The sequence below is a fragment of the Paractinoplanes lichenicola genome, from assembly GCF_016785085.1.
Classification (GTDB): domain Bacteria; phylum Actinomycetota; class Actinomycetes; order Mycobacteriales; family Micromonosporaceae; genus Actinoplanes; species Actinoplanes lichenicola.
In genome coordinates this window covers 29,489-41,677 of record NZ_JAENHO010000003.1, presented here as the reverse complement: position 1 = coordinate 41,677, position 12,189 = coordinate 29,489, and the positions used below count along the sequence as shown (strand labels likewise).

General features: G+C 72.3%; 15 protein-coding genes. 4 read left to right on the top strand and 11 right to left on the bottom strand.

The window, feature by feature from the left end:
* Window positions 1–25: 25 nt before the first annotated feature.
* From panD to JKJ07_RS09150, 3 genes are read right to left on the bottom strand one after another with little or no spacing between them, the layout of a single operon-like run.
* Window positions 26–451 carry an aspartate 1-decarboxylase gene (gene panD, locus JKJ07_RS09160; RefSeq protein ID WP_202990883.1) on the bottom strand — a complete coding sequence of 142 codons (426 nt, stop codon included), beginning with the start codon at window positions 449–451 and terminating at the stop codon, window positions 26–28.
* A complete protein-coding gene (panC, locus tag JKJ07_RS09155) occupies window positions 451–1,308 on the bottom strand; it encodes a pantoate--beta-alanine ligase (RefSeq protein WP_202991772.1) in 858 nt (285 codons plus the stop codon). Before panC ends, panD begins: the two co-directional genes overlap by 1 nt.
* 56 nt (window positions 1,309–1,364) lie before the next feature.
* On the bottom strand, window positions 1,365–2,231 hold the full coding sequence (locus JKJ07_RS09150; RefSeq protein ID WP_202990881.1) for a Rossmann-like and DUF2520 domain-containing protein: 867 nt from the start codon (window positions 2,229–2,231) through the stop codon (window positions 1,365–1,367).
* An 846-nt stretch (window positions 2,232–3,077) separates the two neighbouring features.
* Between JKJ07_RS09150 and JKJ07_RS09145 the strand changes: the two genes are divergently transcribed.
* Together JKJ07_RS09145 and JKJ07_RS09140 are read left to right on the top strand one after the other, a co-directional pair.
* Window positions 3,078–4,022: an SAM-dependent methyltransferase gene (locus tag JKJ07_RS09145; protein ID WP_202991771.1), complete on the top strand. Its 945-nt coding sequence runs from the start codon at window positions 3,078–3,080 to the stop codon at window positions 4,020–4,022.
* A gap of 17 nt (window positions 4,023–4,039) precedes the next feature.
* Complete coding sequence (locus JKJ07_RS09140; RefSeq protein ID WP_202991770.1) at window positions 4,040–5,164, top strand: NADH-quinone oxidoreductase subunit D; 1,125 nt, start codon at window positions 4,040–4,042, stop codon at window positions 5,162–5,164.
* 3 nt (window positions 5,165–5,167) lie between these two features.
* On the opposite strand, the gene JKJ07_RS09135 is transcribed toward JKJ07_RS09140, so the two are convergent.
* From JKJ07_RS09135 to folP, 8 genes are all read right to left on the bottom strand, one after another.
* Window positions 5,168–6,412 carry a hypothetical protein gene (locus JKJ07_RS09135; RefSeq protein ID WP_202990879.1) on the bottom strand — a complete coding sequence of 415 codons (1,245 nt, stop codon included), beginning with the start codon at window positions 6,410–6,412 and terminating at the stop codon, window positions 5,168–5,170.
* 215 nt (window positions 6,413–6,627) lie between these two features.
* Window positions 6,628–7,119: a hypothetical protein gene (locus JKJ07_RS09130; RefSeq protein WP_202990877.1), complete on the bottom strand. Its 492-nt coding sequence runs from the start codon at window positions 7,117–7,119 to the stop codon at window positions 6,628–6,630.
* A gap of 51 nt (window positions 7,120–7,170) precedes the next feature.
* Window positions 7,171–7,455, bottom strand: a complete 285-nt coding sequence (locus JKJ07_RS09125) for a DUF3053 domain-containing protein (protein ID WP_236028686.1) — start codon at window positions 7,453–7,455, stop codon at window positions 7,171–7,173.
* 31 nt (window positions 7,456–7,486) lie between these two features.
* Window positions 7,487–8,728, bottom strand: coding sequence for an ABC transporter permease (locus JKJ07_RS09120; protein WP_202990873.1), 1,242 nt, complete (start codon window positions 8,726–8,728; stop codon window positions 7,487–7,489).
* 128 nt (window positions 8,729–8,856) lie between these two features.
* Complete coding sequence (locus JKJ07_RS09115) at window positions 8,857–9,336, bottom strand: DUF3180 domain-containing protein (protein WP_202991769.1); 480 nt, start codon at window positions 9,334–9,336, stop codon at window positions 8,857–8,859.
* 35 nt (window positions 9,337–9,371) lie between these two features.
* Window positions 9,372–9,899 (bottom strand): 2-amino-4-hydroxy-6-hydroxymethyldihydropteridine diphosphokinase, encoded by a 528-nt coding sequence (gene folK, locus JKJ07_RS09110; RefSeq protein WP_202990870.1) that lies wholly within the window; start codon window positions 9,897–9,899, stop codon window positions 9,372–9,374.
* Window positions 9,896–10,276 (bottom strand): dihydroneopterin aldolase, encoded by a 381-nt coding sequence (folB, locus tag JKJ07_RS09105; protein WP_236028685.1) that lies wholly within the window; start codon window positions 10,274–10,276, stop codon window positions 9,896–9,898. The genes folK and folB overlap by 4 nt, the downstream gene beginning before the upstream one ends.
* Before the next feature lie 17 nt (window positions 10,277–10,293).
* The gene (folP, locus tag JKJ07_RS09100) at window positions 10,294–11,127 is read right to left on the bottom strand and encodes a dihydropteroate synthase (RefSeq protein ID WP_202991768.1); all 834 of its coding nucleotides are present in this window, start codon (window positions 11,125–11,127) and stop codon (window positions 10,294–10,296) included.
* Window positions 11,128–11,468: 341 nt separating this feature from the next.
* On the opposite strand from folP, the gene JKJ07_RS09095 reads away from it, so the two are divergent.
* Both JKJ07_RS09095 and JKJ07_RS09090 read left to right on the top strand, forming a co-directional pair.
* Complete coding sequence (locus JKJ07_RS09095; protein ID WP_184954644.1) at window positions 11,469–11,762, top strand: hypothetical protein; 294 nt, start codon at window positions 11,469–11,471, stop codon at window positions 11,760–11,762.
* A gap of 1 nt (window position 11,763) precedes the next feature.
* Window positions 11,764–12,126, top strand: a complete 363-nt coding sequence (locus JKJ07_RS09090; protein WP_202990866.1) for a hypothetical protein — start codon at window positions 11,764–11,766, stop codon at window positions 12,124–12,126.
* The last annotated feature ends 63 nt before the right edge of the window (window positions 12,127–12,189 follow it).

The window sequence follows — 12,189 nt, the reverse complement described above, 5'->3', positions numbered from 1 at the left end:
TGGATCGGCGGCGTTTGCGGAATCGTCAGCCCGTGGTCACCCTGTCGCCGCGCCGCAGCCCGCCCGCCATACCCTCGGCCGCCGCGGCCGGATCCGAGCCGAGCTCAACGATCTTGTTGGCGGCGTCGACGTGCACGATCCGAGGCTCGAACGCCCGCGCCTCGGCGTCCTCCAGCTGCCCGTACGAGATGAGGATGACCAGGTCACCGGGGTGCACCAGATGTGCGGCGGCGCCGTTGATGCCGAGCACGCCGCTGCCCCGCTCGCCCGGGATCACGTACGTCTCGAGCCGGGCGCCGTTGGTCACGTCGACGATCGCCACCTGCTCGCCGGGGATCAGGTCGGCCGCGTCGAGCAGGTCGAGATCGACCGTCACCGAGCCGACATAGTGCAGGTCGGCCTGGGTCACGGTGGCGCGATGGATCTTGGACTTGAGCATGGTGCGGAGCATCAGGCGGACCTCTCCAGGGCCAGTGGCACGTTGTCGATCAGGCGGGTGGCGCCGACCCGGGCCGCGACCAGCAGGCGAGCCGGGCCGTCGGCAGGCGCCGGGCCCAGATCGGCGCCGGTGAGCGCGAGGTAGTCGACCCGTACGGCGGGCTCCTCGGCCAGGATCTTGGTCGCCGTGGCCAAGGCCGTCTCGGCGTCGGAATGCGCGGCCCCCTCGCGCAGCGCCCGGGAGAGCGCCAGGGCGGCCCGGCGGTCGTCCGGGGAGAGGTAGCGGTTGCGGCTCGACATGGCCAGGCCGTCCGGCTCGCGTACGGTCGGCACGCCCACGATCTCGACGCCCAGCTCGAGGTCGCGCACCATGCGGCGGATCAGCGCGAGTTGCTGGAAGTCCTTCTCGCCGAAGAACGCGACGTCGGCCCGGGTCAGCATGAGCAGCTTCTGGACGACGGTGAGCATGCCGGCGAAGTGGCCGGGCCGGCTGGCGCCCTCGAGGATCTCGCCCAGCGGGCCGGCGTTCATCGTGATCGACGGCGCGCCGGTTGGATAGACCTGGTCACGGCTCGGCGCGAAGACCACGGCGACGCCCTCGGCCCGGCACGCCTCGACGTCGGCCTCGAGCGTGCGTGGGTATTTGTCGAAATCCTCGTTCGGGCCGAACTGCAGCGGGTTCACAAAGATCGTCACGATGACTAATTCGGCCCGCTTCTTCGCCTCGCGCATGAGCCGGCGGTGGCCGTCGTGCAACGCGCCCATGGTCATCACCACCGCGACCGGCGTCGTCGTCAGCTCACGGGCCAATTCCGCGCGGGTGTGGATCACGTGTGTCATGTCCTCGCGGGTGTGGATCACGTGTGTCATGTCCTCGCGGGTGTGGATCACGTGTGTCATGTCCTCGCGGGTGTGGATCACGTGTGTCATGCCGAGCTCCCTACGTTGGCGCCGCTGAGCACGTCGAGCAGCAGGGCCGCGTCCTGGGGGCGGAGGCGGCCGGCGGCGATCGCCCGGTCGGCCGTGCGCCGGGCCAGGGCCAGATAGGCCGGCACCGACTCGGGCGGCAGACGGTCGAGATGCTTGCCGACGGTGCCGGCGTCGCCCCGCGAGACCGGCCCGGTCAGCGCCGCGTCGCCCAGCCGCAGCGCATTGTCGAGCGCGGCGTGCAGCAGCGGCGAGAGGACGCGCGACGGCTCCTCGACGCCGGCCGCGCGCAGCAGGTCGGCCGCCTCGTTCACGAGCGTGACCAGGTGATTCGCCCCGTGCGCGAGGGCCGCGTGATAAACCGGGCGGGCGTCCTCGGCGACCCACTCGGGCACGCCGCCCAGATCGGCCACCAGCCGGGCCGCGAACACCCGATCGGTCGTGGTGATGCCCCAGGCGATGCCGGCCAGCCGATCGACGTCGGTGTCGGCGCCGGTGAAGGTCATCGCCGGGTGCAGGGCCAAGCCGTCGACGTCACCCAGGACGGCCAGGCCGTGCGCGCCCGAAGTGTGGGCGACCCGCTGGCCCGGGCGCAGCGCCCCGGTGGTGGCCAGGCCCGCGACGACGGCGGCCAGGGCATCGTCCGGGACGGCGAGCAGAAGGAGGTCGTCGGCGGCGCGGGCGACCTCGTCGGCCGGGAGGATCGCGGCGCGCGGCAGCAGGCGGGCGGCCCGCTCGCGCGAGGCGGCGGAAACGGCCGCGGCGGCGACCACGCGATGCCCGGCGGCGTCGAGAGCGGCGCCCAGCACCGCGCCGACCCGCCCCGCGCCGACAACACCGACGGTAAGACGCGACGATGCGCTCATATCCAGATCCAGTCCTCGAAAAGGGGTACCGGTCGAGGGCAAGTATGCGCCGCCGAAACATGCTCGTGACAAGACCGTGTGAACAAGCCCATCCCACCCGGCGGGGGTCCACCACCCCTAACCAGCAGGGGCGGCCCGGGTTTGCCGGCCGCTCTGCGGTTCTTCCCGTTGCGCTCGCCGCCGGCTTTGTCCCGCGCTGTTCTGCCCCTCCGCGCGCGCTGCCCGTGCTGCGCATTTTGCCCGCCGCGCGCTCCTGCCCACCCGCGGCGCTCTGCTCGCCGCACTCTGGCCGCTGCCCGCACTGCCCACCCGCGCACTGCTCGCCGCGCTCAGCCTGCGGCGCGCACTGCCCGCCCGCCGCGCACCGCCCGCCGCCTGCCCGCGCGCACCGCCTGCCCGCGCACTGCTCGCCGCGCTCCGCCCGCCGCCCGGACCGCGCACCGTGCTCGCACGCTCCACCCGCCGCGCACCGCCGCCCGCCGCGCGCACCCGCCAGCCCCCGCGCCCCGCTCGCCGCCTGCCCGCGCGCTGCCTGCCCGTCGCGCGCGCTGCCAGCCTGCGCACTCTGCTCGCCGCGCTCTGCCCGCCGCCTGCCCGCCCGTCGCGCGCGCTGCCCAGCCCGCGCACTCTGCTCGCCGCGCTCTGCCCGCCGCCTACCCGCCTCGGGGTCAGCTTCGCGGCGCTGATCTTGTAGGTAACTGGTGAACATAGGCCCGCCCCACCGGGGGCCTCCACCCAGCACCGAGTTTAGGGGGATTTGTCGATCTTGATTTGGGGGCTGTGGATAACTCCAAATTGTGGATAAGCGCGCCTAGGGTGAGCGATGTGGAAGGCTGGCGGGCGGCCATGGCGGCCGGGCTCTACGGGCCCGAGGGGTTCTTCGTGCGCGGCGAGCAGGGGCCGGCCGATCACTTCCGCACCAGCGTGCATGCGTCGCCGTTGTTTGCCGGGGCCGTGTTGCGGCTGGTCGAGCGGATCGATGACGCGCTCGGGCGGCCCAAGACGTTCGACCTGGTCGATGTGGGGGCGGGCCGGGCCGAGTTGCTGACCGCGTTGCGTCCGCTGCTGCCGGAGCGGGTGCGGCTGACCGCGGTCGAGCTCGCGCCGCGCCCAAAGGAACTGGCCGCCGGCATCGCGTGGCGCGAGGACATCCCGGACGGGATCGTCGGGCTGCTGATCGCCACCGAGTGGCTCGACAACGTGCCGCTCGACGTGGCCGACCTCGACGATCACGGGCGGCTGCGCAAGGTCCTCGTCGAGCCGGCCACGGGGGCCGAGTCGCTGGGCGGGCTGGTCGACGCGGCCGACCTGTTCTGGCTGCGGCGGTGGTGGGCCGGGCCGGGACGGGCCGAGATCGGCTGGCCGCGCGACGCCGCCTGGGCCGATGCCGTTCAGCAGGTGCGCCGGGGGTGCGCGCTGGCGATCGACTACGGGCACCTGCGGGGCGAGCGGCCGCCGCTCGGGTCGTTGACCGGGTTCCGGGGTGGACGTCAGGTGCCGCTGGTTCCGGACGGCTCGTGCGACGTGACGGCGCACGTGGCGATCGATGCGGTGGCGGCCGCGGCCGGCACCCCGTACGGGCTGATTCGCCAGCGTGAGGCCCTCAGAGCGCTGGGCCTCGACGGCGCCCGGCCACCGCTGGAGCTGGCCCGGCAGGATCCCGCGGGCTATCTGCGGGCGCTGGCCGCGGCCGGGGCGGAGGCCGAGCTGATCGAGCCGGGCGGGCTCGGGAGCCACTGGTGGCTGCTGCACAACGTGGGGCTCGGCGAGCGTGGGAGCATGCTGTTGTGACGGAGCAGCTGCGTGAGATGACCGTCGGGACCGGCGCCGGGCTCGAGACCGCCGACATGGTGCTCAACATCGGCCCGCAGCATCCGTCGACACACGGCGTGCTGCGGCTCAAGCTGACGCTCGACGGCGAGCGGGTCGTCACGTGCGAGCCGATCGTCGGCTACATGCACCGCGGCGCCGAGAAGCTGTTCGAGGTGCGCGACTATCGGCAGATCCTGATGCTGGCCAACCGGCACGACTGGCTGTCCGCGTTCGCCAACGAGCTGGGGGTCGCGCTGGCCGTCGAGCGGCTCATGGGCATCGAGGTGCCCGAGCGCGCGACCTGGCTGCGGATGGCGCTGGCCGAGCTCAACCGGGTGCTCAACCACCTGATGTTCCTGGGCTCCTACCCGCTGGAGATCGGTGCGATCACGCCGATGTTCTACGCGTTCCGCGAGCGCGAGACCCTGCAGGCGGTCATGGAGGAGGTCTCCGGCGGCCGCATGCACTACATGTTCAACCGGGTCGGCGGGCTCAAGGAGGAGGTGCCGGCGGGCTGGACGGGCCGGGCGCGCGAGGCGATCAAGACCGTCCGCAAGCGACTGCCCGACCTGGACAACCTGATCCGGCGCAACGACATCTTCCTCGCCCGTACGGTCGGGGTCGGCGTGCTGACGGCCGAGCAGGCGGCCGCGTACGGGGCTTCGGGGCCGGTCGCGCGGGCCAGCGGTCTCGACTTCGACCTGCGCCGCGACGAGCCCTACCTGGCGTACGGGGAATTGGATGTGCCCGTGGTGACGCGCAGCGCCGGCGATTGCCATGCCCGGTTCGAGGTGTTGCTCGAGCAGACGGTCGTCTCGCTCGACCTGGCCGAGCAGTGCCTGGACCGGGTCGACCGGATCTCGGGGCCGGTCAACGTGCGGCTGCCCAAGGTGGTCAAGGCGCCCGAGGGGCACACGTACGCCTGGACCGAGAACCCGCTCGGCATCAACGGCTACTACCTGGTGTCGCGGGGCGAGAAGACGCCGTGGCGGATGAAGCTGCGCACCGCCTCCTACGCCAACGTGCAGGCGCTGGCCACGCTGATCCCGGGCTGCCTGGTGCCTGACCTGATCGCGATCCTCGGCTCGATGTTCTTCGTCGTGGGCGACATCGACAAGTGAGGCTCAGCGGCGGCCGTGGCCCGGGTCGGGTTGATAGCCCCCGTACGAGGCGAAGTCGCTGAGCGAGCCCACATTGGTGTCGTTGGCCGAGGGCCGGTGGCGGCGGGCCTTGTAGTTGGGGTCGCCGGTCGTGTTGCCGGGCTCGTGCTGGGGCGGGCCGTATTCGGGGGCCGGGCCGTATTCGGACCCCGGGCCGTATTCAGGGGCCGCGCCGTAGCTCGGGGCGCCGTAGCCGTTGTATTCGTCGGAGTCGAAGTCATTGCCCCCGCCGTACGTGCCGGCGGGCGCGCCGTACGTGTTGCCGCTCGCGGGTGAGCCGTAGACCCCGGGCCCCTGGGCGGCGTAGCCGGTGCTGGCGCCGAAGTCGTCGGCGAGCGAGTCGGGCTGGTGACCGTACGGGTTGCCGGGGCGCACCGTGGCCGACGCGCGTGGCGGGGCCTGCGGGGGCGGCGGCGGGGGCACCGAGGCCGCTCCGCGCTGCCGCGGGATCGGCGGGGGCGGCGGCACCGAGGCGGCCGCGGCCACGACCCGGCCGCCGGTCGAGGTGCCGGGTTCGGGGTTGATCGGGCGGCCGCCGGTGGTCATGCCGGGGCCGGTGCGGGCCGGCGGGCGGACGGCGGCCGAGGCGACAGGAGCGGGGGGCCGGGCCGTGCCCATGGGCGGCGGGCCGGCCGGCATCGGCGGCGCGTAGTCGTCCTCGGGGTAACCGTCCTGATAGCTGTCGTCCGCGTACTCGTTCGCCGGATAGTCGCTCTCCGGATAAGAGTTCTCCGGGTAGGCGTTCGCCGGGTAGCTGTTCGCGAACGGGTCGGGATATTGGCCCTCGGCCGGCAGGTCGGCGAAGAACCCGGACGGCTCCTCCTCCGGCGGCTGCGGGCGCACCTGAGCGACGGCCGCGGCGGCCGGGGCCGGCATCGGCGGGGGCGGTCCACCGTGGACCTGAGCGGCGCCGCGGCCCTGGGGCCGGCCGCCGCCGAACTCGGCCCGCAGCTCGCGCCGCAGGCTCGCCACCTCTTCGGCCACGCGGTCCTCGATGTCCATGCGGCCGAGCACCGGGTCGCTGCGGACCAGCACCGACGCGCCGATCAGGGCGACGGCGACGGCGATGAGGAGCACGGCGAACCGCACGGTGTTGGAGCTTTGACCGAGCAGCACAACGAGCGCGGCCACCGGGGCGAGCAGAACACCCGCCCAGATGAGGCCGCGAAGCAGGCGTGCGTTACCCGCCACGGAGTCCTGATCCGGCATGGCCGCCGATACTACCCAGACGCGGCGATCGGGCAAATGTTCGATCGCCGGGCTTCAGATGGTCGAAATCTGGGCCATACCGGACGGCCGCCAAGGCTTAACCAACAACGCGCCGACCAGCGCGAATCGTGATCGACAGACGGGAGCCGCCCGCAGCCGCCCAAGAAACTTCGCAGTTGCGAACGTCTTCGGGGCGGCCGCGGACGGCTCACATCTCATCGAGTGCCGCGATACCCGCCGAGTGTGGCGAAGCCAACGATCCACCCCACGAACAGCCCGTACGCGGCTCCGTTGCCGGCCGCCTGGAAGGCGCCCAGCAGCGAGGGGTTGGCCAGGAAGAGCGTCGTCAGCAGCGCCGCGAAACCGCCGGCGAAGATGTACGCCGCCCAGCCGGCGAAGAACTGGCTGATCGTGCCGCGGGCCCGGGCCAGCTGCGAGCCCGGCAGCAGGAACAGGAAGAGCAGGGTCAGCAGGACCAGCAGGATCGCCTTGAGGTCGCCGACGATGATCTCGCGCAGCGAGTCGCTCGAGTCGAAGGACCAGCGGGGCCAGGCGAGCAGGCGCAACCACCAGCCGCCGGCCGTGTTGGGGTTGGTGTTCTCGCTGGCCCACTCCGCATACCACGGGCTGCCGAAGACGAGAACCAATATGAGCGCGGCCAAAGTGCCCGCACCAGGCGCAGATTTGTACCGGTTACCGAGAGCCATGCGCCGCTAGTTCCCAGAGCGGCGCACTTCCCAAACGACGGCCGTTGATACCTAGTGTTTCTGCAGGTAGTCGATGAATGCGGCGCGCAGCAGGGGCTCGCTGTCGCCGTAGCCGTGGCCCTCGAGCTCACGCCAGAGCGCGACCGCCTCGTCGACCGTGGGGCCGATCGAGTTGGGCGCGCCGTCGAGCTGGGCCGCCTCGTCGGCGTCGGGCAGGTGCTTGAAGACCGACCAGAAGAAGCCGATGTCGTGCCGCTCCCGGGCCCGGGTGAAGGCGCGCTCACGCAGCTCCTCGGTGGGCAGGGCGTCCAGCTCGGCGAAGCTCGGAGTGGTCATGACCAAGAGCATAGGCGGAGCGGCCGGGCGGTTACCGGCTGGTTCCCCAGGGCCCGGCGTCCCAGCGGTCCGTACGCGGGGTGCTGGTCGACGTGGACCAGGTCTCGGGCAGGTCGGGCGACCAGTTGGCCGCGGCCGTGGTGGGGGCCGCGTTCCAGTCGGCGGGCCCGGCGACCGGCAGCGGCCGCCCGTACGTCTCGACGAGCCGCGTGACGACCAGGCCGGCCGCGAACACGCAGGCCGCGATCGCGAACAGGGCGATGTCGAAGTTGCGCCGGGCCGCGTAGTCGAGGAACAGCGTCAGGGCGGCCACCGCGAACAGCGTGCCGAACAGGCCCCCGCGCCGCCCGTACGCGCTGGTGCCGGCGAGCAGGGCCAGGCCGAGCGCGATGCCCGTCCACTCCAGGCCGGTGCCGGGCACGACCGGGTCGTCCGACAGCGCGGCGAACAGGATGCCCGCGCCGACCGCGAAGACCGAGGACAGCAGCAGCGAGCCGATCACCGGCAGCGCGACGACCGGGCCGCGGCGCCGGGCCGGGTCGCCGGTCGGGCGCATGCCACCGAGCCAGCGGCGGACCGGGGTGGCCGCGCCCATCGCCCCGCCCAGCACGGCCAGCAGCGCGAACCCGCCGAACAGGAAGAAGGCGTGGTCGGTGGGGTCGTAGTCGCCCTGCACGGCGACCGGCGCAACCCGCAGCTGGTCGAAGACGATCACGCCGAGCCCGGCCGCGAGCGTGGCGGCCCACCCCGGCACGTGCAGCACGACGACGATCAGGCCGATCACGATGGCGCCGGCCGCGGCGAACACCAGCGCCGGGACGATCGACTGGAACAGGCCCTTGTCGCCCTGCTCGGCGTACTGGAAGGAGGCGGCCAGGGCGATCGGGCCGAGGGCCAGGTTGGGCACGCCGGCCCGCAGGGTCAGGCCCGCGCCCAGGGCGAGCAGGCCGATCGCGGCGCCGGTGATGAGCAGGGAGTCGAGGTCGGGCCGCTTGAGGGCGTCGGGGTCGAGGCGCCAGAGGAGGAAGCCGATCGCCCCCGCGGCGACCAGCAGCACGACCTCCCAGCCGAGGTGGATGCCGAGACGGTCCCGCCCGTCCTCGTCGGCCTCGGCCCGGCGCAGCACGTCGGCCGTGGTGTCAGCGGTGCCGTCGAGCTCCTCGGCCCGCCGCCGCTGCTCGGCCGCGGCCAGGGTATTGGCCCGGTAGGCAGCCGGATCGGTGGGCGTGGGGTCCTCGGTCTGCCGACGGTACGTCGCCTCGTCGTACGCCATCGCCGTGCCTCCTCGTGTGCGTCCGCACCGTGCGGTGAGCAACGCACGCCGAAATCCGCCGGGCGCATGCCCGTGCCCAGAGCATACGGATACGAGTCGGTCTCAGTTCAAGGCCGAAAAATAGGGGATCAGAGCAGGCCGGAGGGCCGGTCCGAATCGTTGTTGTCCTGGGAGTCGGGCTGCTCCGGAATGCGGCACGAACGTTCAAGCCAGAGGGCCGCCGCGACCAGCGCCACGGCCGTGATCACCCCGCCGATCGCGACCGGCAGATCGCCGCTCGCGGCCTCGGTGGGCTCCATCGCCAGCCAGGCCAGCAGGCCCGCCGAGAAGCCGGCCGAGATCGCGCCGACGAGCGAGGACGCCTTGGCCAGCGCGACGTAGCGGGCGACGGCGAGCGGGTCGACCCGGGGCGCGCCCGGCTTGCGCTGGATGCGGGCCGACGTGTTCTGCGCCAGCAGCCCCTCGGCGACGGCCAGCACGGCCAGCACGATCACCGGCGACCACGGCAGGTCGGGCAGGGTCGAATAGGAGAAGCTGAGCAGCAGCCAGCCCAGGGCGGCCGCGCTCAGGCCCGCGACGATCAACACCGAGATGCTGGTCGGGCGCATCGACGGGTCCGACTTGGGCGCCTGCGGGTTGCTGCTCACTCTGTGAACTCTAGTGCGAGATCGGGGCGCGGGGTCATTGCCGCCACGTCGCCGGCCAGACCGGGGGCGGCCAGCAGCCGGGCGATCGGGCCGTGGCCGGGCAGCTCGGCGGCGGGTTCGATGTCGTGCCACGGGCGCAGCACGAACGCGCGCAGGTGGGCGCGCGGATGCGGCAGCGTCAGCTCGGGATCGTCGCTGAGCACCGGCCGCCCGTCGGCGTCGCACACCGCGATCACGTCGACGTCCAGCGTGCGCGGGCCGAAGCGGCGCTCCGGATCGCGGACCCGCTCCGCTTCGGTCTCGGCCGCCCGGGCACGTTCGAGCCAGTCGTGCGGGGAGGCCTCCGGGTCCGAGACGAGAACAACAGCGTTCAGGTACGCCGGTTGGCCGGCATCGCCCCACGGCGGCGTCTCGTAGACGACCGAGGCGCGCTCGACGGCCCGGCCGAGCACCCGGACCGCCAGGCGCAGGTGGCCCTCGCGATCGCCGAGATTGCTCCCGAGAGACAGAACGGCCCTGGTCACGTACGGCTCCGGCGTAGTGTGACGGCGACGTCGGCGAACTCGAGCGGGATCGGCGCCTGCGGCTTGTGGACGGTGACCTCGGCCGCCGACACCCGCGGGTCGTCGAGGCAGGCCGTCAGCAGCCGGTCGGCCAGCGTCTCGATCAGGTTGACCGGCTCGCCCCCGACGATCTCGGCCAGCCGCCCCGCGAGCTCGCCGTAGTGCACCGTGTCGGCGACGTCGTCGCTGGCCGCGGCCGGGGCGAGGTCGAGCCCGAGGCGCACGTCGATCACGAAATCCTGGCCCTGCTCGCGCTCGAAGTCGAAGACGCCGTGCCGGCCGCGCATCCGCAGGCCGGTCAGTGTGATCTGGCCCTCCACCTGTTCACTCCTTCTCATTCGCACCTCACCGGCCGTCATCGGGCGCGGAGCCGGGGCGATCCGGTCGCGCGCCACACGGCGAGCGCGTCGGCCGTGGCGGTGACGTCGTGCACCCGTACGCCCCAGGCCCCGGCCGCCACGGCCAGCACCGACGTGGCCAGGGTGGCCGCCTCGCGCTCGGCGACCGGGCGCGGGGCACCGTCCGGACCCGCCAGCAACCGGCCCAGGTAGGTCTTGCGGCTGGCCGCGAACAGGACCGGGTAGCCCAGGCCGATCAGCACGTCGAGGTGGGTGCTGAGGGCCCAGTTGTGCTCGGCGGTCTTGGCGAAGCCCAGGCCCGGGTCCAGGACGATCTGCTCCGGCCCGACCCCCGCGGCGAGCGCCTCGTCCACCCGTTGCAGCAGCTCATCCCGTACGTCGGTGACCACATCGGCGTAGACGGCGAGCTCGGTCATGCGGCGGGAGTGCCCGCGCCAGTGCATCAGGATCCATGGGCAGCCGGCCTCGGCGGCCACCCGGGCCATGCCCTTGTCGGCCAGGCCGCCCGAGACGTCGTTGATCACGGCGGCGCCCGCCTCGAGGGCCGCCCGGGCCACCGCGGCCCGGGTGGTGTCGATGCTGACCGGCACCCCGGCCGCCGCCAGGGCCCGGACCACCGGAACCACGCGGGCGATCTCGGTCTCGGCGTCCACCCGCTCGGCCCCGGGACGGGTCGACTCCCCGCCCACGTCCACGATGTTCGCACCTGCGTAGTGCAGGTCAACGCCGTGCCGGACGGCGGCGTCCACGTCCGTGTATTTCCCGCCGTCCGAGAAGGAGTCGGGCGTGACGTTGAGGACGCCCATCACGACCGGGTGATCCACATGCATCAGCGCGCGTCCCGCGACCTGCGCATCCGTCGGCTCAGTCGTCACGGCACGAGGGTACGGCGGCCGGGGTTGTCGCACGTGCGTACGATGGCCCGTAACTCAATTTCACGCACGCCATCACCTTGCGTAACGTTTCGGACGCTTGTAGCCAAGAACGGCGGGCCGTACTCTTCGGAACTGGGCATCATTTGTTGGAACCGGAGAGAGCAGACGAGCATGGCAATGCCCGAACGGCTCACTCGACGCGCAGGGTGGGAAGTAGCACGATATGGGCGGTGCCGTGAGGCTTCACAACTGCAGCGTGTCCGGAATCCCCTAGCCGGGCACGGGGAGGTTTACCAATGATCGCCACTGAGCTCGCCCAGCAGGCCGCGGCCGTGCTCCAGCAGGCTACGCTCGCTGCGCCCGAACCCAAGGGCATCAACACCGAAGGCATCGTCACCTTCTTCGCCAGCAACATCGCGCCGATCCTGCTCGCGGTGCTCGGCGTGATCTTCATTGGACGAGCCAGCCGCGGTGAGATCTCCAAGGTTCTGACCAGCTCGGCCATCGCCATCGTGGGTCTGGCGTTCATCGCCGGCGCCGCGACCCTGTTCTTCGTCGGCGACGCCCTCATCAAGCTGATCTTCAACTGAGATGCGGCTTCGTACCGACGACGACATCTACCGGGCGAGGCTCGTCTATCTGGGCCCCCCGGGCTACACCCTGCCCATTCACCTGCCGTACGCGCAGTACGGCATGTTCGTGGCGCTGGTCCCGCTCTTCATGTTCCTGCACTACTTGATGACCTTCGAGTTCGATCCCTTCCCGGCCTGGGAGATCGCGCTCGCCATGGTCACGACGTCGTACGTGTTCCGGCATGTCGACCCCGACCGTCCCGCCCGGGTCGTCATCCGGACCGCGCTCACCGACTGGCGCCGCACCCGCGAGCCGGCGGTCGAGCGCCGCGATCCGAGACTTGTCGCCACTCGCATCCGGGTTCGGGAGGAGTTGGTATGACCAGTTCCATCGCGTACTCCCTCGGGGCCGGCGCATGACCGGACCCGTTCCGCACGGGCATCC